We start from the raw sequence: 20,407 nt of genomic DNA, 5'->3' as shown, positions 1-20,407 counted from the left end.
ATTCCAACATGCTCGCCGACGGTGCCGCGACCCCCTATATTGAAGACCAAGGGTCGCGCTCGTGTCACGACGAGCCAGCCAAAGACTTTCCGGAGGACCGATGCCCCTGCCATTGATGCCGAAAGCGACAGCCGTCTGGCTGGTCGAGAACACTTCCCTCACCTTCGAGCAGATCGCCGCCTTCTGCGGTCTCCATTCCTTGGAGATCAAGGCCATCGCCGACGGTGAGGTGGCGGTCGGCATGGTCGGATTGGACCCGATCGCCAACGGTCAGCTTTCCAAGGAGGAGATCGAGCGCGCCGAGAAGGACGAGGACGCCAGGCTGCGCCTGCTGATCCAAGACCTGCCGCAGCCGGTCGCCCGTTCCAAGGGGCCGCGCTACACCCCGGTGACCAAGCGCGGCGACAAGCCCGACGCCATCGCCTGGCTGGTCAAGCAGTATCCCGACTTGTCCGACGCCCAGGTCAGCCGCCTGATCGGCACGACCAAGCCGACCATCGCGGCGGTGCGCGACCGCACCCATTGGAATTCGACCAACATCAAGCCGCGCAGTCCGGTCCTGCTGGGCCTGTGCACCCAGCGCGAGCTGGAGGAGGCCATCGCCACCATCCGTCGTCCGGCGGGCGCCCCGGCACCCGTGGCCGAGGATGAGGATGGCGAGGAGTCGGAGGGCTACGAGGCCGGGATCGACGCGCCGACTGGGTTCGGCGACGATCGCGGGGGTGACCAGGGTGGCGATGACGACGGCGATCGCGACCATGGGAAATACGCCGCCGGTCCCGGTTCGGACTTCGACGAGACGGTGGACTGATCCGGCATGGCCGACGGTCCCGCCGGCCGCCCGACCCGCCTGATCGTCGGCATCAGCGGCGCCTCCGGCGTGATCTATGGTATCCGCCTGCTGGAGGCGCTGAATCGGCTGGGTGTCGAGTCCCATCTGGTGATGAGCAGGTCGGCCGAGGTGACGCTGGCCTACGAAACCGACTTGAAGGTGGCTGACGTCCGCGCCCTGGCGAGCGTCACCTATCCCATCCAGGACATCGGCGCCGCGATCTCCAGCGGGAGTTTCCGTACGCTTGGCATGGTGGTGGCGCCCTGTTCGGTCCGCACCATGAGCGAGATCGCCACCGGCGTGACCTCGACCCTGCTGACCAGGGCGGCCGATGTCGTGCTGAAGGAGCGCCGCCGGCTGGTGCTGATGGTGCGCGAGACACCGCTCCACCTGGGGCATCTGCGCACCATGACCACGCTTGCGGAGATGGGCGCCATCGTGGCGCCGCCTGTCCCGGCGCTGTATGCCCGCCCCAAGACGCTGGACGAGTTGATCGACCACACCACGGGCCGTGTGCTGGACCTGTTCGACCTGGATGCGGGATTGGCGCGTCGCTGGGGCGAGCCGGCTGACGAGGGCGGGGTGACGCGCGGCCGTTCCTGATCGTCGAGGCCTGATCGTCGGGGAGTTGAACTATACCGCGCGGCCGGCGTGGAGCAGGGCGGCGCGGGCCAGCGCCTTGGGTTCCGGGCAGGGCTCGCCGTCGATCTGGAAGGTGTCGATCCAGTCGCTCAGATGATCGACCGCGTCTCTCGGCGAAATCCGCATCAGGTGCTGGGCCGTCTCCTCCGGGCTGATTTGGCAATCGGCGAACAGCGTCGCGACGGTCACCGTCCTTCCCGTGGCCTCGAAGCCCAGTTCGAACTTGAGCAGGCGGCGCGCGCGTTCCTCCACCGCCGGAGTGCATCCCTTGAGGGTGAACATCAGTTCCATCATCGCGCCAGCTCTCTCTTTGGACCAGCCATCCGCCCGCATCACGTTCCGAAGTTCGTTCAGGATAGATGCGGGCGAATCAATTTCCTCTGGAAACTGTTTGGTCAGCCGAAAGTTCGATGGCGATGATTAAAGGGCGGGAGTTCTGCCGCTTGCCGCCGCGTCGGCGATGACCCGCAGCGCCGCTTGGGTTTCGTCATCCAGCCGCGGCACCCGCGCAGCCAGGGTCAGGTTGGCCAGCGCCGCCTCGCGCGCGGCGCCGGGATCGGACGGACGGTCGGGAAGGCAGCCGGCCAATACCTCCAACTCGATTCGCTCCGACTCGATCTCGACCGCTTGCAGGCGGGCGCGCAACGCGCCCGTCCGCTCGTTGGGGGCTGGCGGTGGACCTTGCTTCAACCGCCGTCGGATCGCGCGCAGGGGCCGCACCACCTCGTCGTGCCATGCCCCGACCGCCGAACGCGCCGTGTCCAGATCGGCCTCATCCAGCGTCACGCCGCGCTCGGCGCCCGCCCAGGCGGCGAACAGCAGGATGGTCACGTCGCAGCCGTGGCGGTCCTGAAGCGACAGGCAAGCCTCGCCGACGCCCGGACGGCCATAGAGGTCGAGCGCGAACCGCCACAGTCCATCCTCCGCGCCGGAGCCGGTGTCAGTCGCCAAGGCAGATCCCCAGGCCACGGGCTGTCTTGACCAAGGCGCCGTCCAGTTCCACCGCTTGATAGCGGGCGATGGCGTCCTCGATCGAGACGTCGATCACCTCGCGGTTCGACCACGCCACCATGCGGTCGAACTTGCCCTCCGCGATCAGATCGACCGCGTGGACCCCGAAGGCCGCCGCGATCAGCCGGTCGCGCGGGCTTGGCATGCTGCCACGCTGGACATGGCCCAGCACGGTCACGCGGGTCTCGGCGCCGGTGGCGTTGGCGATCTGCTCGCCGATGTAATTGCCGATGCCGCCAAACCGCTTCTCGCCGCCCAGGTACTCCCTCTGGAGTTCCTTGCCGTCGGCCGTCTTGACCGCTTCCGACACGACGACCAAGCCGAAGTTGCGGCCCTGGTTGCGCACCTGCCGGATCTTGTTGGCGATCCGGTCGATGTCGAACGGGATCTCGGGGATCAGGATGACGTCGGCGCCACCGGCGATACCAGCCGCCAAGGCGATGTGCCCGGCGTCGCGGCCCATCACCTCCAGCACCATGACGCGGGCGTGGCTGGCCGCTGTCGGCTGTAGCCGGTCGAGGGCTTCGGTCGCGACCGCCACGGCGGTGTCGAATCCGACCGAGACCTCCGTCAGGCCGATGTCGTTGTCGATCGTCTTGGGGACGCCGACAAGGTTGATGCCGCATTGCTGCGCCAGCTTGCGGAGGATCGCGAAGCTGCCGTCGCCGCCGATGCCGATCAGGGCGTCCAGGCCCAATTCCCGATAGCCGCCGGCGATCTCGGCGCTGCGGTCCTTCAAGGTCCCGTCGGTCATGGGAAAGGCGAAGGGGTTGCCCTTGTTGGTGGTGCCCAGGATCGTGCCGCCCTGGCGCATCATGGCGCTGCCGACCATGTCGAGGTCGAGCACCTCGTAATCGACTGGACGTGACAGCAGACCCATCGTCCCCTGCTTGATGCCGACGACCTGCCAGCCATAGGTCAGCGTGGCCCGGTGGACCACCGCGCGGATCACCGCGTTGAGGCCGGCGCAGTCGCCGCCGCTGGTCAGGATGCCAATCCGCTTTTCACCCGTCATGTCCGCCCGTCTTTCGCTGTGCCCGAGAGGGAAGTGCCCAGGGGGGAAGTGCCCGTGGGGAGATGCCCATGGGGAGTTGCCTTGGAGGCTTATCGCAAAATCCAGGGTCAGTGTCACCAAAGCGTGCCTTTGCCGCAACCACCCATGCAAGGCTCTCACGGGCGCCGTGGAATTCTGTTATAACCCGCCCCACGACATCCAAGTCCGAGCCTGCCCAGGCCGGCTGGGACCGCTCAGACTTTGCATGAAGATGCGTACCTACCGATGAATGAACAGGAAATATTGCAGCAGAAGCTGGACTCGCTGCGCAGCGAACACCGTGACCTCGACGATGTGATCGCCCGCATCGGCGAGCAGGCTCCGTTCGACCAGCTCCAGATCCAGCGTCTCAAGAAGCGGAAACTGCTGCTGAAGGATCAGATCGCCCGGATCGAAAGCCGGCTGCTGCCCGACATCATCGCCTGAACCCGGGAAGGGGGCCCTGGGTCCCGCTCCCGTCCCATCGATTGGTCATCCACTCCTCCAGAGCGTTTTGACGGCCAACCGGAGGGTGGGCTTGCCCGAAGGCCAGCGGTTCCTATAATCGGCGCTTCGAAACACCGACCAGCGGGCCGCCCATCGTGAACACCCCCGACACGACACCGTTCGAACCCGTTCCCGCTTCCAATCCGGCGCCGCTGGTTGGCATCATCATGGGCAGCCAGTCCGACTGGCCGACCATGAAGCATGGCGCCGACGTCCTGGAGGCCTTGGGCGTACCCTTCGAGGCGCGCATCGTCTCCGCCCACCGCACACCCCAGCGCCTGCACGACTACTCCGCCAATGCCCGGGGGCGCGGGCTCAAGGTGATCGTCGCGGGGGCCGGCGGAGCCGCCCATCTGCCGGGCATGGCGGCGGCGATGACGCCGCTGCCGGTGTTCGGCGTGCCGATCGAGAGCCATTCGCTGAAGGGCATGGACAGCCTGCTGTCGATCGTCCAGATGCCGGGTGGCGTTCCCGTCGGTACCCTGGCGATCGGCAAGCCGGGCGCCATCAACGCGGCCCTGCTGGCGGCCGCCGTGCTGGCCCTGTCCGATCCGGATCTGGCCAACAGGCTGGACGCGTGGCGGGAACGCCAGACCGCGGCCGTGGCCGATATCCCCGCGGAGGTGACGCCATGACTGGCCAAAACGTCCGGACCATCGCCCCCGGCGGCACCATCGGCATGCTTGGGAGTGGACAGCTTGGCCGCATGACGGCGCTGGCCGCCGCCAACCTTGGCTACAAGACCCATGTCTTCTCGCCCGACGCCGACAGCCCCTGCGCCCAGGTCTCGGCCGCCGAGACGGTCGCCTCCTACGGCGATCACGAGGCACTCGCCAAATTCGCCCGCTCGGTCGACGTGGTGACGCTGGAGTGGGAGAACATCCCGGTCCAGACCCTCGCCTTCATCGCCAAGTTCGTTCCGGTCCATCCCGGCCCCGGCGTGCTCGCCGTGGCCCAGGACCGCCTGCTGGAGAAGGACTTCGTCAACCGGCTGGGCATCGCGACGGCGCCCTGGCGTCCGGCGCGCTGCCCAGGGCAGGCGGGCGAGGCCGTGCTGGAGATCGGCACGCCCTGCGTGATGAAGTCGGCCCGCATGGGCTATGACGGCAAGGGGCAGGTCAAGCTGACCGGCGACGTCGCCCCGGTGGATGCCTGGAAGTCGATCGGTGGCGTGGACGCGATCGTCGAGGGCTTCATCGACTTCGAACTGGAGGTGTCGGTCATCGTCGCGCGCGGGCAGGATGGCGCCATGGTGGCTTATCCCGCCGTCGAGAACCGCCACGCCAACCACATCCTCGACGAGACGATCGCACCCGCCGCCGTATCGCCCGCGACGGCCGCCGAGGCCGAGCGGATCGCCTGCCGGATCGCCGAGGCGCTGCGGTTCGTCGGCGTCCTGGCGGTGGAGATGTTCGTCACCCGCGAGGGCGCCGTGCTGGTCAACGAACTGGCGCCGCGGCCGCACAACTCGGGGCACTGGACGATCGACGCCTGCGCGTCCAGCCAGTTCGAGCAACTGGTCCGCGCCGTCTGCGGCCTGCCACTGGGATCGGTCGACCGGGTCGCCGACGCCGTCATGAGGAACCTGATCGGCTCCGATGTCGACCGGTGGCCGGATCTGATCGCGGAACCAGGCGCCCGCCTGCACCTATACGGCAAGGCGGAGGCGCGTCCCGGCCGCAAGATGGGCCATGTGACGCGCCTGCTGCCCCGGATCTGAGCCCCTGGATCTAGGGCCCCGGCGGAATCGCTCAGGGGCCGACGATGTCCTTGTAGGCGTGCCAGCTGGCGTGGGCGATCAGCGGCAGGGCCAGCGCCAGTCCGATGAAGCCGGTGGCGAGTCCGGCGGCGGTGAACAGGACGATCAGCCCGGCCCAGCCGGCCATGGTCTTCCAGTTCGCCATGACTCCGGCGACGCTGGTCGTGATGGCGGTGAACAGGTCCGTGTCACGGTCCAGCAGCATCGGGATCGACAGGGCGCTGACCGCGAAGACCACCGCCGCGATGACGCCGCCGATGGCCGAGCCGACGATCAGGAACAGGATGCCGGTCTGGGTGAAGAACACCGCGTTGACGAAGCCCTCCAGGGTCGGCGGCTGATAGCTGAAGAACAGGGCGAACACCAGCAGCGCGATTCGCACCCAGAACAGCAGCATCAGCATCAGCGCCAACCCGATTCCGGCGATTTGCCCGGCGTTACGGCCATAGGCCGCGAAGGCGTCCATCAGACTGGCCGGCCGTCCTTCGGAATGCAGGCGGCTGACCTCATAGAGGCCGACCGCGACGATCGGTCCCATCAGCATGAAGCCGGCGACCAGCGGCAACACCAGATAGAACAGGCCAATGGAGGATAAGCCCAAAACGAGCATGTAACTGATCGCGACCAGAGTAACGCCGTAGCTCAGGCTGACCAGCGGAGCGCGGCTTAAATCGTCCCAACCGGCCGCGAGCCACGCCCAGGGGCGGTCCAGCTTGACCGTGCGGATGTGCGGAATCGAAGTTGGGAGAGACGGGCTTGGCCGAGCGTCGTTCGCGTCATGGTGCGTGAAAGTCATCGTTGCCTCCCCAGGAGCCGACACAATGAGTCGTTATGCGACAATCTAGCGCATTTTACCTTCGGCGTAGCAACGATTCTTTTGTCGAATCGATGATCGGTCGTGTCGAAGCTTTCAGTAGACTAGACAGGGTCGTCTATTTTCTTGCCCTCCAGCTCCCGCGCCCGTCGGGCCTCCTCGTCTCGTTCCGTCGCGCGCTGGTCCTTGGTGCGTCCGTGTTTCGCCCGGTTGGCCGCCGCCTGCGCTTCCTTCTGGCTTTTCTCCCGCGCCTTGCGGAAGCGGTTCAGATTGACGACGTCTCCCATGACATGGTCCCGCCCTGTTGGTTGCGTGTGCCTACAAATTGCCTTGCGTAAGCCGATTTAGCGGCTTGAAGCAATGGTGGTTTGCTTAAAGACGCCTGCTTCTCTAGCTTAGCTCAGGTGCCCGGTCCCGCAAACTCGCCCAATCGGGCGGGAGTGGGGTTAGACTGGAACATTCGACACCCGGATGACGTGCCATGCGGGTGCCGCGAAGTATGGATATTGTCGCTGCGAGCCACTGGAACGAACGGTATCGGCGGGTCCCTCGTGAAGAAGCTTCTGATTGGAATCCTGGCCGTTCTGCTGCTGCTCGTCGGCGCAGTCCTCATCGTCCCCAGCCTGATCGACTGGAACAGCTACAAGGCCGACATAGCCGAGCGGATCAGCGCCGCCACCGGCCGCTCGGTCACGCTCGACGGCAACATCGACTTGGCGCTGCTGCCGCGCCCGACCTTGTCGGTGTCCGGCGCCCGGCTCGCCAATCCCCCGGGGGCGGCCGAGCCCGACATGGCGAAGCTGCGGAAACTGGATGTCCGCGTGGCGTTCATGCCCCTGCTGAGTGGCCGCATCCAGGTTCAGAGCATCGCCCTGATCGAGCCGGTGATCGCGCTCGAGGTGCTGCGCGATGGCCGGCGCAACTGGGAATTCACCCCGGCGGGTGGCGCCACTCTCGGTTCCAACCGGTTCGCCGAGGCGATCCAGCTGGATCAAGTGATGGTCCAGAACGGCACAGTGATCTATCGGGACGCCACCAGCGGCATCAACGAGCGCGTCGAGTCGGTTGATGCCCAGATCGTCGCCGGCAGCTTGGTCGGCCCCTTCCAGGTCCAAGGTTCGGTGATGGCGCGCGGTGTTCCCCTGGCGGTCGAACTGACCGCCGGCCGGATGGGCGAGGGCGGCGCGCTGCCGGTCCGGGTGGCGCTGCGCCAGCCCGACGCCGCCGGAACCACCTTGCGGTTCGCCGGCATCGTGATCACGGGGGCGGACGCGCGTGTCCAGGGCGACCTGCGCGCCGAGGGTCCCGACCTGCGTCCCGCCGCGACCGCCGTGATGAAGGCGGCGGGCGATCCGCCGACGGCGGAGCTTCCGACGGTGCTCCAGCAATCCTTCAATTTCCGGACCGCTCTCAACGCCTCGACCAAGCTGGTGGAACTGAACGGCATCGAACTCCAGATCGGCGAGACCCGAGGCACCGGCACGGTCAAGTACCTGCCCGCGGCGGCGGCGGCGGCCGCCGCCGCCAACACCACCACGACGCGGCCGGTGACGGGACCGGACGGCAAGCCGATCCAAAGCGAGCTGACGCTGAACTTCAACCGCTTCGACTTGGACAGCTGGATGGCCCTGGCGCGGGATGGGGCGCCACCATTCAAACTGCCCGCCAACCTCGGGGGCAAGTTGGTGCTGAACATCGACGCGCTCAACTATCGCGGCAACATCGTCCGGCAGGCCCGGCTCGACGCCAGCCTGGACAAGGGAGTGATGACGCTGCGCCGGCTTTCCGCCCTACTGCCGGGCGGGGCCGACATGTCGGTGACAGGCTCTGTCACGGCGGAGCGTGGCCAGCCCCTGGTTGACGTGTCGGTCGAGTCCAACGCCGATAACCTGCGGGCCTTGCTGGAGTGGCTGGGTTACGGGATCGACCGGGTCCCCGCCGACCGCCTGCGCAAGTTCTCGATGACCAGCCGGTTGACCGGCAGGATCGACAATTTCCAACTGGCCGGCATGGACCTGCGGGTCGACACCTCGCGGATGACTGGTGGCATCGCCTATGTGGATCGTGGCCGGCCCGGTTTTGGCGCCCGTTTGGAGATCGACCGGCTCAACCTCGACGCCTACGCGCCGGACTTGACGGGCGTTACCGACACCGGCGAGATCCGGGTGCCGCCCGAGGGCGTGGCCAAGCCGGATCTCGCCGCGTGGCTCAGTGGCTTCGACGCCAACCTGAACGCCGAGATCGGCACCTTGACCGTGGCGGGCGTCCCGATCCAGCAGGTTGGCCTGGACGGCACCCTGTCGAATGGCTCGCTGACCGTCCGGCAGCTTCGCGCCGCCGATCTGGCGGGTGTCTCGGGAACCGCGCAGGGCGGCATCAAGCGGTTGAAGCCGCTGGAGAACATCGACCTCTCGGTGGATCTCAAGGCGGTCTCGCTGGCCGCCTTCAACCGCGCCTTCCTCGCCACGCGGCCCGGCACCGCGTTCGAGGCCTTGCCGGTGGAACGGCTTGGCGAGACGAGCCTGAAGGGCAGGGTCGCGGGCGACGCGGAGCGGCTGGCGCTGGACTTGACCTTAGCCGGCGGTGGCGGATCGGTCCAGGCCGGTGGCACGCTGAACCAGATCGCGTCGGCGCCGAACTACGATCTCAAGGTCAGGCTCACCCATCCCGACGCGGCCCAGCTGGGAGGGCTGTTCGCGCCCGACTGGCGGCCGGCGGGCGCGCTGGGAGGCTTCGATATCTATGCCGAGGTGGCGGGGTCCGAAAGCGCCCTGTCGCTCTCCGCGATCCAGGGCATGGCCGGACCGGTCAGCGTCCAGGGAGAGGCGACCGTCGACCTCGCGGCGGAGCGGCCGGTGATCGACGCCCGCTTGCAGACCGGGGAGATCGCCATCGACCGTTTCCTCCAAGCGTCGTCCCGCGCCATGGCGGTGCCGTCGCTGATCCAGCCAGCGCTGGCGGCCGAGGGGGCGCTGTGGTCGGACGCTCCGCTCGACCTGGGCTGGATGCGGGTGGTGGACGGCAGCTTGGCCCTGACCTCGCGCGCCATCGTGCTGGGCGGCACCCGGCTCGCCGAACCCGCCGCGCGGGCGCGGCTGGCGGGGGGAGCGCTGACGGTCGAGCAGCTGGACGGCGGTATCCATGGGGGACAAATCGGCCTGTCGGGCGGCTTGACCGCAGCCGCGCCGGACGCGCCGCCCCGGTTTGAGGCCAAGGTGTCGCTGGTCGACGTCAGCTTGGCCAGCCTTCGGGAAAAGCCGGCGGTGGTCGATCTGACCGACGGTGTCCTGAACCTCGACTTGGACATCGGCGCGAGTGGTTCGAGTCCCGCCGCCTTGATCGGCGCGCTGGCCGGATCGGGCAAGCTGACGGCGCGCGACGGCATATTGGCCGGCATCGACCTGGATCGGGCCGCCGCCGATCTGGCGCGGGCGGACAAGCCGAAGCTGGCGATCGATCAGCTGACGAAAGCGCTGGCGTCAAGCGATAGCCCATTCGACCGCCTGAGCGGGACGCTCAAGCTCGAACAGGGCGTCATCCGCTCGGACGACCTGATCTTGTCGGCGCCCGACGCGGAGGTTTCCGGCGGTGGCTCGGCGAGCCTGATGGACTGGTCGCTCGACCTTGGGCTCAGCGTCAAGTTCGCCGCCGATCCCGAATTGCCTGCCGTGGGACTGACCCTGACCGGGCCGCTGGACCGTCCACGTCGTGTCGTGGACCCGGCGGCCCTGGCGGCCGAGTTGGAGCGCCGCGCGGCCGACGCGACCGGGCGCAAAGCCGCCGAGGCGCCTCGCCCATCGCCGGGTGGCGTCCCCGGTGGCGTGCTGGTGCCGGTCGAGCCCGCCCCGGCACGGTGACCTGCGGCGGGAAGTGGCGCCGCGCGTGGCCGGTCCATGTATCTTTGATGAAGTTGTGGGGAGCGTGATGGTTTATCGAGCGAAGTGGCTTGGTCCGCCGCGCCTCAGCGTCTATCACTCCCTTCAAAAGCCAGTTCCGGCCAATCCGATTCCGATCAATACGGAGAAGAAAAGTGCTTAAAGGCAAAACCGCCGTCATCACGGGTTCCACCAGCGGTATCGGGCTCGGCATCGCCGAAGCCTTGGCGGCCAAGGGCGCCGACATCATGCTGAACGGTTTCGGCGAGGCCGACGCCATCGCGGCGCTGACCAAGGGCATCGCGGACCGGTTCGGCGTCAAGGTTGGCTATGACGGCGCCGACATGAGCAAGCCGGATCAGATCAAGGGCCTGATCGATCACGCCACGGCGGAACTCGGCAGGGTGGATATCCTGGTCAACAACGCGGGCATCCAGTTCACCGCTCCGGTCGACGAATTCCCGGCCGAGCGGTGGGACGCCGTGATCGCGATCAACCTGTCGGCCGTGTTCCACGGCATCCACCACGTCTTGCCGCAGATGAAACAGCGCGGCTGGGGCCGGATCATCAACATCGCCTCGGCTCATGGATTGGTGGCCAGCGTCAACAAATCGGCCTACGTGGCGGCCAAGCATGGCGTGATCGGGCTGAGCAAGGTCGTGGCGCTGGAGAACGCCGAGACCGGCATCACCTCCAATTCGATCTGCCCCGGCTGGGTGCTGACCCCGCTGGTCCAGAAGCAGATCGACGCCCTGGCCGAGCGCAAGGGTATCTCCGTCGAGGAAGCCGCCCGCGACCTGCTGGGCGAGAAGCAGCCATCCAAGAAGTTCGTCACGCCGGATCAATTGGGCGAGTTGGCTGTGTTCCTCAGTTCCGACGCGGCCAGCAACATGACGGGTGCCGCGCTGACCATGGATGGTGGCTGGACGGCTCAGTAACCACGGTCCAATAAACGAGACCCTGGGTGGACAAGATCCCGGCGGCGGCCGATCGCCGGGATCTTGTCGCCGAGGGGAGACGCGTTTGGGCTCGCTTCGCAAATCGCGAACGAAAGCGCGCGGCCGATCGGCCACACGCGCATTTTGCCCAAGTCGCGCCGCGGCGTGGAACACCGGTTCCGCTACGATGATCAGGGCGTTTGGCTGGATGGGCTCTCCGGCAGGATCTTCCGATCGGCAGGTTTTGCCCGGCATTCGCGGCGAATAGCGAAGGCGCTTTTCCGCCATCGAAAGATCACCGCCTTTCAACGGATGGATTAATCCATACGGACTATATTGGCATGCTTCCTGCTTCAGCTGAATGGACAGAGAAATCCCTGAAAGCCAATCGGCGAGGCAACAATGTCCATAGCGCAAACCGTCATGGCCCAATTGGACAGGTTCTATAGCGAACCGTCCGTCGCCCATTCCGTGGCGGCCGCCGGACATCCGGAGCACTTTTCCTGGAACTTCGCCAGCTTCTATCCCGGCGACCAGCGCCTCTGGTGCATGTACGAGTTCTGGCTGCGCCATCAGACCACCCCCGATGGCCCGCCGCCCTGGTCGATCGACATCGTCCCGGAGATGGGACCGTGGCTGCCGGACATGTTCGAGGTCAGGTTCGGCGACAATGGCGCGTGGCTCAGCCGGTTCGGCAGTGGCTTGGCCCGGACCGTCGGAGTCGACCTCACGGGGCGGGACCTGCGGACCGGCTTGCTGGGACCGGGCAGCGAACGGCTTGACAGTGACTGTCTCAAGGTTCGGGAGTCCGGCTTGGTCATGTGGTCGGACGACGAACTCCGGCGCAGGGGTGCGGCACCCGTGGCGTGCGAGCGGCTGCTGCTACCGTTCGCCGACGCGGACGGGCGCGTCTCTCGGCTGGTGGGCTGTCTATTCCTACGCGGGATAGGCTTGTCACCCGGCTGGCTCGGCACGATCACCCGCTTCATCAACATCCGGGCGACCGTCCTCGACTAGGCCGGAGTTCAACCACGTTGGACGTTCGTTATTTCACGGGCAGCGGTTGGCCGTCCTTTACCCTGCGAAGCACGCCGCTGATCGTCTTGAGAACCTTGCCGTCCGCCACGCGGGAGAACGTCAGGTCCAAGCCATGGGCCGCCAGCTTGCGCTCGTAGGTTTGGATCTCGTAACCGCCGTCCTCGGTGATCAGCAACGCCTGGACGGTCAGGGTGTCGGTCCCCAGATGCGCCCACAGCAGCGGTTCGCCCGCCATCGGGTCGAGCGGGGTGAAGTGGCCGAACATGTTGCGCCGTTGCGCCGCGCGGAAGATCCCAGCGCGCGGCGTCGGCTCGAACGCGACCGAATAGCTCTGCTGCTTCGACTTGCCTTCCGGGCGTTTCGTGATGGTCGTCCAGTCCAGCGAGAAACCATCGTCCCCATAGGGCTTGATGGTCACCGCCAGATCGCGTTCGCTGAGTCCCTGGTCGGCCAGAGAGATGCTTTGGCCGACGTAGTTACCGATGAACTTCTGGAGCGTGGCCCTGTCGGCCGCCCTGACGGCGCCTGGGGCCAGTGCCAGCATCGCCGCGAGCATCAGTCCGAGCGTCAAGGCCCGGAGGTCGAACGGCCGCCGGTGATTCCGCACCATGATCAAGCACTCCTGCATCGATGCCGCGGCGACGGGATTGACGAGGTCGCGGCGGCATCTGGAATTCAGAATGTATTAAACATGGTGTGCCCGGCATCGTCACGTAAACTCCCGGCGGGCATCGGTGTCAAAGAGGGGTGGCCGCCATGCTTCCGGGCATATCGTCGGGCACGTCCTCACCGGGCAGGACGCCGGTGGCGCGGCGATGCTTCAGCCCATCCGCCAGGGAGCAATTGTCCAGGATATCCGCCGTGGCATCGCGGACCCGTAGCATCAGCCAGCGCACCGAGCAGGTGTCCACGTCGGTGCAGTCCTCGCAGGGGCGGAAGCCGCTCTTGCTGGCGCAGGGCAGGGGAGCCAGGGGGCCATCGACGATCCGGATGATCTCGCCGAACGAGATCGCGGCGGGAGGCTTGGCCAGACGGTAGCCGCCGTTCTTGCCCCTGCGGCTGTCCAGCAGCCCCCGCTTCCGCAGGTCCAGCAGGATCGCCTCGAGGAACTTGCGCGGTACGTTCTCCCGCTCGGCGATGTCGGCGATCATGACCAAGTCATCCTCCGATCGTTCCGCCAGCATCAAGAGGGCGCGGAGGGCGTACTTGGCCTTCTGGGACAGCATTTCTTAGGAAGGCGCCTATCGCCGGGGGCCGGAGAGTGAAATGGTCGAAGCGTTGGCGGTGATCGCCGGCTCAGACCAGCAGGTCGAGATACATGCCGCGCCGGTAATATGAGGGCAGCGTCAGAATGCCGTCGACCATCAGGCTGGCGAGTTGCTTCAGGCTTGGCACGCGTCCGCTGTGGGACCGCTTCGCCCGCAGTTCCTCGACGGCGCGTCCAGGCGAAGCCCGGCCGCTGCCGGCATCGGCGCGGACGGGAAGATTGGTGTTTGGACCAGTGGGGCGCGTGTCAACCATGCGAAATGCTTACTCCGCCACGGTTCGCAAGGCAAGCGCCGCGCCGTCATCATCGCGGAGGTCGAACTGGAGCGAGGCGAGGCGCGCGTATAAACCGCCCTGCTTGATGAGTTCGCCATGACTTCCGGTTGCAACCAGCTTTCCCCGCTCCATGACGGCGATGCGGTCGGCGTTCAGCACCGTCGCGAGGCGATGGGCGATGATCAGCGTCGTGCGGTTCTCCATCAGCCTCTCCAGCGCCGCTTGGACGACTCGCTCGCTCTCGGCGTCGAGCGCGCTGGTCGCCTCGTCCAGCAGCAGGATCGGCGGGTTGCGGAGGATGGCGCGGGCGATGGCGACGCGCTGGCGCTGTCCGCCCGACAACCTGACGCCGCGCTCGCCCAGATAGGTGTTCAGGCCATTCGGCAACTGGTCCAGGAAGTCCAGCGCGTGGGCGGCGTCGGCGGCGGCGCGGACCTCCTCGTCGGTGGCGTCGAGCCGGCCGTAGCGGATGTTCTCGAGCGCGCTGGTGGAGAAGATCACCGGGTCCTGGGGCACCAGCCCGATGCGGGCGCGCACGTCGGAGGGGTCGGCCGTCCTGACGTCGACGCCATCAACCAGCACGCGGCCCTGGCGCGGATCGTAGAAGCGCAGCAGCAGCTGGAACACCGTCGTCTTGCCGGCGCCGCTCGGGCCGACCAGGGCGACCGTCTCGCCCGGCTCGACCGACAGGCTGAAATCCTCGAGGGCCGCGTCATCCGGCCGTGAGGGATAATGGAAGCGGACGGCGTCGAAGGCGACCGCGCCCCTGACGGGCAGCGGCAGGGGGACGGGATTGGCCGGCGCCGTGATCTCCGGCACCGTCGCCATCAGGTCGAACAGCCGCTCGGTGGCACCCGAGGCCCGCTGGAGATCCCCGATGACCTCGCTGATGGCGCCGACCGACCCGGCGACGACGACCGCGTAGAAGACGAAGGCCGACAGGTCGCCGCCACTGAGGCGTCCGGCCAGCACGTCATGCCCACCGACCCACAGGATCGTGCCGATCGCCCCGAACACCAGCACGATGACGATGACCGTCAGGATCGCGCGCACCCGCACCCGGCGGACCGAGACGTCGAACGCGTCCTCGACACGGGCGCCGAAGTTGCGCCGTTCGGCATCCTCGTGCCCATAGGCCTGCACGGTGCGGATGGCGCCCAGGGTCTCGTCGACGAAGGAACCGACGTCGGCGACGCGGTCCTGGCTCTCACGCGACAGCTTGCGGACCCGGCGGCCGAAGAAGACGATCGGCACGATCACCAGGGGCACGACCAGGAAGACCAAGCCGGTCAGCTTCGGACTGGTGATCAGCAGCATGACGGAGCCACCGATCAGCAGCAGCGCGTTGCGCAGCGCGATCGAGATGGTCGAGCCGACCACCACCTGGAGCACGGTGGTGTCCGTCGTCAGCCGCGACAGGATCTCGCCGGTCCGGGTCGACTCGAAGAAGGAGGGGCTCAGCTTGACCACATGGTCGAACACGGCGCGCCTGAGGTCGGCGACGACGCGCTCGCCGATCCACGAGACGAGATAGAAGCGTCCGAAGGTGGAGGCAGCCAGGACGACTATCACACCCAGCATCACCAGCAGCGCCTCGTCCAGCAACCCTGCGTTGCCGGCGGCGAAACCCTGGTCGACCAGCGCGCGGAGACCCGCGCCCAGCCCCAGCACGGTGCCGGCGGCCACGGTCAGCGACACGGCGGCCGCCGCGATCGCGAGACGGTAAGGCCTGAGGAAGGGCAGCAGTTGGCGCAGCGGTCCGAGGTCGCGATTGCGGGGCGCCGATCGGGCTTCGGCCTTGGCGTCGATCACGGGTGCCGCGGTCGGTCTGGTCGTCTGACCGGATGCCCGGCCGGATACTGGTCCGGACAGGGGCGCGGCGTTGGTTTGTTCTCGAAACACCAGGAGATTCCCGCAGTGACGGAGCTTGAACGGCCGTCGCTGGTATAGCAAGGTGCCGCCAGCGCAACAAGCGGAGCGGTCCGCGTCACATCAGCCCGCTCCCCCGAGTGCCGAACGCCAGGGATCAAGACCGGGATGATCGACTCTTCCCGGAGATGCCGCTTGCGTCTTCGGCGCTGGTTCGCTATAAGGCGCGCTCTTTTTCGGGGACTGGGCCATGAAGAAAGACATCCATCCGGACTATCACGAGATCAACGTCGTCATGACCGACGGAAGCTCGTTTCAGACCCGGAGCACGTGGGGTAAGGCCGGCGACACGCTGCGCCTGGACATCGATCCGAAGTCGCATCCGGCTTGGACGGGTGTGCAGAAGCTGCTCGACACCGGCGGTCAGATCGCGAAGTTCAACAAGCGCTTTGGCAGCTTTGGTCTCAAGAAGTAAGCCGCTTCAGGGCGTCAAGCCCATTAGCCGCACGCTTTCGAAGGCCTTGCCTGATATGATACCGACCAAGTGAAAAGGCGTCCGCGACCCGGACGCCTTTTCGCATGTCTGGACGGTGGGGAGCCATCTGGCGGGTCAGGCGACGGCGCGCCTGACCTGCTCATCCAAACGCTCGACCCGCATGTAGAGTTTGTGGCTGCGCTCCAGCAGGCTGCGCAGGCCCGCGGGCAGATCCTCGTTGTCGGGGCCGGATGGGTCGGTGCAGACATCGCCGCCCGACAGCGCGTACTCGTCCCCGGCCACCTGCTGGGTCGTCAACTCGCCCGCGTGGACCGCCTTCTGGGCGAGCAGCCAAGCCATCACCTGGGTCAGGCGGCTGGTCACGCGCAACGATTCATAGCTGACCTGCAAGCGGACTTGAGGCGGCAGACCGCGCTGGTCGGCGGTCTCGTTGTAGGCGATGTAGTTCCTCGCCTCGATGAGCAGGGCCATCGTCTCGTCGTATGTGCGGTTGAAGAAAGCCGTTGGACCGCTCACGCTGTCTCCCGTTCCGGGGATCTGAAGTCCCATGATCGATGGTCCCTGCCACAGATTAAAAATCAATGACCCGCGACAGGCACCCCCAATCGCGCGCCGCTCCTGCGACAGAATCAGCAGTGCGATTTTCCTCTTGAAGCCCGTATCGGCGTGATTATCTCATGTTTCGTGGATGGGACGCCGCTATCGGGTCCGGTCCACGACACTGAGGGGTTGGACCATGGTGGTGAACCCCGACGCTGATATCGCTCTTTGGAGGGTATGAAATGCGCACGTATGATCTGTCGCCGTTGTTCCGTTCTTCCGTCGGCTTCGACCGCATGACCCGGGTTCTGGAGTCCGCGCTCAAGACCGATGACCAGGCTCTGTCCTATCCCCCGTACAACATCGAGAAGATCTCCGACGACGCCTACCGGATCTCGATGGCTGTCGCCGGCTTCGGTGCCGAGGATTTGGACATCACCTCGCAGGAAAACCTGCTTGTGATCACTGGTAAAACTAAGAATGACGCGGAAAACGGCCAATACCTCTATCGCGGTATCGCGGGGCGAGCATTCGAGCGCCGCTTCCAGCTAGCCGATCACATCAAAGTAACCGGCGCCAACTTGGCGAACGGGCTCTTGAATGTCGAGCTGGTCCGCGAGATCCCGGAGGCCATGAAGCCCCGTACGATCAAGATAGCCGCCGCGGCGCCTTCGCAGGTGCTGGAGCACAAGCAATCTGATCAGCAGCAGGCCGCGTAACGCCATCGGGTGTCACGCGCGTCGCTTCGAACGGCGCCCCGGGCAACCGGGGTGCCGTTTTCTATTCTACAATCGCCAAGTTATTTCGGAAGTGATATCCGCTTTCCGCAGGTATAGGAGCGTTGTCCGGATCAGCGTCCAACAAGCGCCTGAATAATATATGAATACAGATTTAAATTATGTACTTAAGCATACGTTAACGTATCATAAGATATTTAATTCAATATTCCGATGGCTTGCTGGTTTCCGCCACTGAACACGCGCGGACCGGCGTCATCAGGAGACTTCAAGTATGGGTACCACGGTGGAAAACGCCGCCAAATTCGGTTTCTTCTCCAATTTGAGAACCGGAACGAAGATCTACGCTGGATTTGGCTCCGTTTTGGTGTTGCTGGTGGGTTTGGGTGCCGCTTCCTGGTATTCCGCCGATGCCGGTGAGGGAAATCTCGCCGACTTCACGGCGCAAGCGAACACGGCCCTTTTGAGCGCGCGGACCGACACGGAAATCGCCGAGGCGCGACTTGCCGTCAACCGCTTCTACGCTCTCGGGCAGGCATCCGACGCGCGGGCCTTGGGGACGTCGCTCCTGGCGGCCAATGGCTACATCCTGGAAATGAAGGAGAAGGCGACATCGGATGATGCCGCCATCGCGGACGGGTTGCTTCAACTGACGGCGCGGTACGCGGCGGACTTCGACAAGCTGGTCGCCTTGCGGAGCGACCAGGAGTCCTTGATGGGCTCGGTCCTGAACGATGCGGGGATCACGCTTCGCAAACGGTTCGCCGAGATCATCAAGGTCGAGGCCGAGGCGCGCGACATCGATACCCTGCTCGTCGCCACGCGGCTGGAAACCAATCTTCTCCTGGCCCGCACAGTGGCTGGCCGTTTCGTGATCGACCGGAAACCGGAGGACAGGAAGCAGGTCGGGGAATTCCTGGGGGAGATCAAGAAGGATATCGCCCTGCTGCGTGAAATGCCCGCCGCTTCCGGACAGGGCGCGAGGCTGGACGTCGTGGATCGCGGCATCACCGAATTCGCGGGCGGTTTCGAGCGGATCGCGGCGGATCTGGTTGCGAGTGACGATGTGATCGCCGATCTCGGCACCATCGGCCGGACGATCACCGAGCAGTCGGCCCTGATCAGCGAACACGCGGCCCGGGCGGAACAGGTCGTCGCCGACGCCGCCATCAGCGACGCGCGTGACGCCAAGACCATGTCCGCCGGCCTGTCCGGCGCCGCCTTGGCCCTGGGTCTGGTGCTCGCCTGGTTGATCTCGCGTGGGATCGCGGTGCCGGTCAAGGCGATGACCGCGACGATGCGGCGGCTCGCCGACGGCGATACCGACGCGGAGATCCCTGCGGTTGGCCGGCGCGACGAGATCGGCGACATGGCGGGCACCGTCCAGGTCTTCCGGGACAGCATGATCCGGACCCGGCGCATTGAACAGGACGCCAAGGAAGCGCAGGCCCGCGTGGCGGCGGAGCGCAAGCGGTCGATGATCGACTTGGCCGACCGTTTCGAGGCCAGCGTCCAGGGCATCGTCGAGACCGTCGCCTTCGCCGCGACCGAGATGCGAAGCTCGGCCACGGCCATGTCGGCGACGGCGGCCCAGGCGAGCCAGCAGGCGACCACCGTCGCCGCCGCGTCCGAACAGGCTTCCGCCAATGTCCAGACCGTCGCCTCCGCCACGGAGGAGCTGTCCGCGTCCATTTCGGAGATCGGCCGGCAGGTGGAGAACTCGACCCGGATCGCGGGACGGGCGGTCCAGGAGGCCGATGAAACCACCAGGACCATCCTTGGACTGGTTTCGGCGGCGGATCAGATCGGCGCCGTGGTCGAACTGATCAACAGCATAGCCGGGCAGACCAACCTGCTGGCTTTGAACGCGACGATCGAGGCGGCTCGTGCCGGCGAAGCCGGCAAGGGCTTCGCCGTCGTCGCCAGCGAGGTCAAGACCCTGGCGACCCAGACGGCGCGCGCGACCGAGGAGATCCAGGCCAAGGTCCGCGAAATCCAGGGCGCCACCGGCGGGGCCCGGACCGCGGTCGAGAGCATCGGCGCGACGATCGGCCGGATGAGCGAGATCTCGACCACCATCGCCGCCGCCATCGAGGAACAGGGAGCCGCCACGCGCGACATCGCGGGCAATGTCGTCGAAGCCTCGAAGGGAACCCAGGAGGTTTCAATGAACATCGTCGGCGTCAATCAAGCGTCGGTCGAAACCGGCTCCGCCGCCGAACAGGTGCTCGGCGCGGCCAGCGGTCTCGCCCGGGAAGCCGAGCAGCTTCGCGCGGAGGTCACCCGGTTCATCGCCACCGTACGGGCGGCCTGAGCGGCGTTCGTCGAGACACCGGCCTCACGCCACGAGCAGGCGCTCCATGCAGGATCGGAGCGCCGCCGGGATCGCCACCGGCCGCATCGTGGCCCGTTCCACGAAGACGTGGACGAAATGCCCGGTCGCGGCCGGCTCCGCGTCGCCGGCGGCGAACAGGCCGACCTCGTAGCGGACGCTGGAGTTGCCGAGCTTGCCGACCCTCAGACCGGCGTCGACGGTCTGGGGGAAAGCCAGCGACTTGCGGAACTTGCACATGGTCTCGACCGCGACGCCGATCACCTCGGCGGCGTGGATGTCGAAGCCACCCTCGCGGATCAGGTACTCGTTGATGACCGTGTCGAAATACGAGTAGTAGACCACGTTGTTGACGTGGCCATAGATGTCGTTATCCATCCAGCGCGTCGGGATGGCGAGAAAATGCCCATAGGCTTCCCTGGTTTCGTTGGCTGCAGTCACG

General features: G+C 66.3%; 22 protein-coding genes. 11 read left to right on the top strand and 11 right to left on the bottom strand.

From position 1 onward, the window contains the following. Window positions 1-100: 100 nt before the first annotated feature. On the top strand, window positions 101-811 hold the full coding sequence (locus N825_RS23785; protein WP_084165009.1) for a DUF1013 domain-containing protein: 711 nt from the start codon (window positions 101-103) through the stop codon (window positions 809-811). A gap of 6 nt (window positions 812-817) precedes the next feature. After that, a complete protein-coding gene (locus tag N825_RS23780) occupies window positions 818-1,435 on the top strand; it encodes a UbiX family flavin prenyltransferase (RefSeq protein WP_037457674.1) in 618 nt (205 codons plus the stop codon). 30 nt (window positions 1,436-1,465) lie between these two features. On the opposite strand, the gene N825_RS23775 is transcribed toward N825_RS23780, so the two are convergent. The 3 genes from N825_RS23775 to N825_RS23765 all read right to left on the bottom strand — a co-directional run bounded on the left by N825_RS23775 (window position 1,466) and on the right by N825_RS23765 (window position 3,500). Beyond that, the gene (locus N825_RS23775) at window positions 1,466-1,768 is read right to left on the bottom strand and encodes a hypothetical protein (protein ID WP_157619506.1); all 303 of its coding nucleotides are present in this window, start codon (window positions 1,766-1,768) and stop codon (window positions 1,466-1,468) included. 126 nt (window positions 1,769-1,894) lie between these two features. Further along, a complete protein-coding gene (locus tag N825_RS23770; protein WP_051512858.1) occupies window positions 1,895-2,425 on the bottom strand; it encodes a TIGR02444 family protein in 531 nt (176 codons plus the stop codon). Continuing rightward, window positions 2,415-3,500 (bottom strand): ATP-dependent 6-phosphofructokinase, encoded by a 1,086-nt coding sequence (locus N825_RS23765; RefSeq protein ID WP_037457672.1) that lies wholly within the window; start codon window positions 3,498-3,500, stop codon window positions 2,415-2,417. Before N825_RS23765 ends, N825_RS23770 begins: the two co-directional genes overlap by 11 nt. Window positions 3,501-3,764: 264 nt before the next feature. On the opposite strand from N825_RS23765, the gene N825_RS23760 reads away from it, so the two are divergent. From N825_RS23760 to N825_RS23750, 3 genes are all read left to right on the top strand, one after another. Continuing rightward, a complete protein-coding gene (locus N825_RS23760; protein ID WP_037457671.1) occupies window positions 3,765-3,965 on the top strand; it encodes a YdcH family protein in 201 nt (66 codons plus the stop codon). 227 nt (window positions 3,966-4,192) lie between these two features. Continuing rightward, window positions 4,193-4,660, top strand: coding sequence for a 5-(carboxyamino)imidazole ribonucleotide mutase (gene purE / locus N825_RS23755; protein ID WP_037457740.1), 468 nt, complete (start codon window positions 4,193-4,195; stop codon window positions 4,658-4,660). After that, a complete protein-coding gene (locus N825_RS23750; RefSeq protein WP_037457670.1) occupies window positions 4,657-5,745 on the top strand; it encodes a 5-(carboxyamino)imidazole ribonucleotide synthase in 1,089 nt (362 codons plus the stop codon). Before purE ends, N825_RS23750 begins: the two co-directional genes overlap by 4 nt. Window positions 5,746-5,776: 31 nt before the next feature. On the opposite strand, the gene N825_RS23745 is transcribed toward N825_RS23750, so the two are convergent. Together N825_RS23745 and N825_RS23740 are read right to left on the bottom strand one after the other, a co-directional pair. Next, window positions 5,777-6,580, bottom strand: a complete 804-nt coding sequence (locus N825_RS23745) for a DUF2189 domain-containing protein (RefSeq protein WP_084165008.1) — start codon at window positions 6,578-6,580, stop codon at window positions 5,777-5,779. 122 nt (window positions 6,581-6,702) lie between these two features. Next, window positions 6,703-6,885 carry a DUF4169 family protein gene (locus N825_RS23740; RefSeq protein WP_037457669.1) on the bottom strand — a complete coding sequence of 61 codons (183 nt, stop codon included), beginning with the start codon at window positions 6,883-6,885 and terminating at the stop codon, window positions 6,703-6,705. Between the two features lie 264 nt (window positions 6,886-7,149). Between N825_RS23740 and N825_RS23735 the strand changes: the two genes are divergently transcribed. The 3 genes from N825_RS23735 (at window position 7,150) to N825_RS23720 (ending at window position 12,428) form a co-directional block, all read left to right on the top strand. Further along, complete coding sequence (locus N825_RS23735) at window positions 7,150-10,455, top strand: AsmA family protein (protein ID WP_051512857.1); 3,306 nt, start codon at window positions 7,150-7,152, stop codon at window positions 10,453-10,455. Window positions 10,456-10,628: 173 nt separating this feature from the next. Then, a complete protein-coding gene (locus N825_RS23730) occupies window positions 10,629-11,411 on the top strand; it encodes a 3-hydroxybutyrate dehydrogenase (protein ID WP_037457667.1) in 783 nt (260 codons plus the stop codon). Between the two features lie 402 nt (window positions 11,412-11,813). Further along, on the top strand, window positions 11,814-12,428 hold the full coding sequence (locus N825_RS23720; RefSeq protein WP_157619505.1) for a PAS domain-containing protein: 615 nt from the start codon (window positions 11,814-11,816) through the stop codon (window positions 12,426-12,428). Between the two features lie 28 nt (window positions 12,429-12,456). On the opposite strand, the gene N825_RS23715 is transcribed toward N825_RS23720, so the two are convergent. From N825_RS23715 to N825_RS23700, 4 genes are all read right to left on the bottom strand, one after another. Next, complete coding sequence (locus N825_RS23715) at window positions 12,457-13,059, bottom strand: hypothetical protein (protein ID WP_037457736.1); 603 nt, start codon at window positions 13,057-13,059, stop codon at window positions 12,457-12,459. Window positions 13,060-13,186: 127 nt separating this feature from the next. Continuing rightward, entirely contained in the window at window positions 13,187-13,675 is a 489-nt protein-coding gene (locus N825_RS23710; protein ID WP_051512853.1) for an RrF2 family transcriptional regulator, read from the bottom strand. 70 nt (window positions 13,676-13,745) lie between these two features. Beyond that, the gene (locus tag N825_RS23705) at window positions 13,746-13,970 is read right to left on the bottom strand and encodes a hypothetical protein (RefSeq protein WP_037457660.1); all 225 of its coding nucleotides are present in this window, start codon (window positions 13,968-13,970) and stop codon (window positions 13,746-13,748) included. A gap of 9 nt (window positions 13,971-13,979) precedes the next feature. Then, entirely contained in the window at window positions 13,980-15,803 is a 1,824-nt protein-coding gene (locus tag N825_RS23700; protein WP_051512851.1) for an ABC transporter transmembrane domain-containing protein, read from the bottom strand. Between the two features lie 307 nt (window positions 15,804-16,110). Between N825_RS23700 and rpmE the strand changes: the two genes are divergently transcribed. Further along, on the top strand, window positions 16,111-16,335 hold the full coding sequence (gene rpmE / locus N825_RS23695) for a 50S ribosomal protein L31 (protein ID WP_037457659.1): 225 nt from the start codon (window positions 16,111-16,113) through the stop codon (window positions 16,333-16,335). Window positions 16,336-16,470: 135 nt separating this feature from the next. On the opposite strand, the gene N825_RS23690 is transcribed toward rpmE, so the two are convergent. Then, entirely contained in the window at window positions 16,471-16,905 is a 435-nt protein-coding gene (locus N825_RS23690; RefSeq protein ID WP_245613210.1) for a DUF1465 family protein, read from the bottom strand. Window positions 16,906-17,138: 233 nt separating this feature from the next. Between N825_RS23690 and N825_RS23685 the strand changes: the two genes are divergently transcribed. Together N825_RS23685 and N825_RS23680 are read left to right on the top strand one after the other, a co-directional pair. Then, on the top strand, window positions 17,139-17,615 hold the full coding sequence (locus N825_RS23685) for an Hsp20 family protein (RefSeq protein ID WP_037457658.1): 477 nt from the start codon (window positions 17,139-17,141) through the stop codon (window positions 17,613-17,615). 292 nt (window positions 17,616-17,907) lie between these two features. Continuing rightward, window positions 17,908-19,947, top strand: a complete 2,040-nt coding sequence (locus N825_RS23680) for a methyl-accepting chemotaxis protein (protein WP_037457657.1) — start codon at window positions 17,908-17,910, stop codon at window positions 19,945-19,947. A gap of 24 nt (window positions 19,948-19,971) precedes the next feature. On the opposite strand, the gene N825_RS23675 is transcribed toward N825_RS23680, so the two are convergent. Further along, window positions 19,972-20,406: an acyl-CoA thioesterase gene (locus N825_RS23675; protein WP_037457656.1), complete on the bottom strand. Its 435-nt coding sequence runs from the start codon at window positions 20,404-20,406 to the stop codon at window positions 19,972-19,974. Window position 20,407: the final 1 nt, after the last annotated feature.

Origin of the sequence: Skermanella stibiiresistens SB22, from assembly GCF_000576635.1 — a bacterium.
In the GTDB taxonomy this organism is placed as follows: Bacteria; Pseudomonadota; Alphaproteobacteria; order Azospirillales; family Azospirillaceae; genus Skermanella; species Skermanella stibiiresistens.
Note: the sequence above shows the minus strand (reverse complement) of the source record. Positions and strands in the feature narration are given on the sequence as shown.

Excerpts from the sequence above, each read along its gene's own strand:
- N825_RS23760 (WP_037457671.1), top strand. The coding sequence starts at position 3,765 with ATGAATGAACAGGAAATATTGCAGCAGAAGCTGGACTCGCTGCGCAGC.
- N825_RS23780 (WP_037457674.1), top strand. The coding sequence starts at position 818 with ATGGCCGACGGTCCCGCCGGCCGCCCGACCCGCCTGATCGTCGGCATC.
- N825_RS23690 (WP_245613210.1), bottom strand. The coding sequence starts at position 16,905 with ATGGGACTTCAGATCCCCGGAACGGGAGACAGCGTGAGCGGTCCAACG.
- N825_RS23705 (WP_037457660.1), bottom strand. The coding sequence starts at position 13,970 with ATGGTTGACACGCGCCCCACTGGTCCAAACACCAATCTTCCCGTCCGC.
- N825_RS23750 (WP_037457670.1), top strand. The coding sequence starts at position 4,657 with ATGACTGGCCAAAACGTCCGGACCATCGCCCCCGGCGGCACCATCGGC.
- N825_RS23740 (WP_037457669.1), bottom strand. The coding sequence starts at position 6,885 with ATGGGAGACGTCGTCAATCTGAACCGCTTCCGCAAGGCGCGGGAGAAA.
- N825_RS23685 (WP_037457658.1), top strand. The coding sequence starts at position 17,139 with ATGCGCACGTATGATCTGTCGCCGTTGTTCCGTTCTTCCGTCGGCTTC.
- N825_RS23745 (WP_084165008.1), bottom strand. The coding sequence starts at position 6,580 with ATGACTTTCACGCACCATGACGCGAACGACGCTCGGCCAAGCCCGTCT.
- N825_RS23775 (WP_157619506.1), bottom strand. The coding sequence starts at position 1,768 with ATGATGGAACTGATGTTCACCCTCAAGGGATGCACTCCGGCGGTGGAG.
- purE (WP_037457740.1), top strand. The coding sequence starts at position 4,193 with ATGGGCAGCCAGTCCGACTGGCCGACCATGAAGCATGGCGCCGACGTC.
- N825_RS23720 (WP_157619505.1), top strand. The coding sequence starts at position 11,814 with ATGTCCATAGCGCAAACCGTCATGGCCCAATTGGACAGGTTCTATAGC.
- N825_RS23765 (WP_037457672.1), bottom strand. The coding sequence starts at position 3,500 with ATGACGGGTGAAAAGCGGATTGGCATCCTGACCAGCGGCGGCGACTGC.
- N825_RS23710 (WP_051512853.1), bottom strand. The coding sequence starts at position 13,675 with ATGCTGTCCCAGAAGGCCAAGTACGCCCTCCGCGCCCTCTTGATGCTG.
- N825_RS23715 (WP_037457736.1), bottom strand. The coding sequence starts at position 13,059 with ATGGTGCGGAATCACCGGCGGCCGTTCGACCTCCGGGCCTTGACGCTC.
- N825_RS23680 (WP_037457657.1), top strand. The coding sequence starts at position 17,908 with ATGGGTACCACGGTGGAAAACGCCGCCAAATTCGGTTTCTTCTCCAAT.
- N825_RS23785 (WP_084165009.1), top strand. The coding sequence starts at position 101 with ATGCCCCTGCCATTGATGCCGAAAGCGACAGCCGTCTGGCTGGTCGAG.
- rpmE (WP_037457659.1), top strand. The coding sequence starts at position 16,111 with ATGAAGAAAGACATCCATCCGGACTATCACGAGATCAACGTCGTCATG.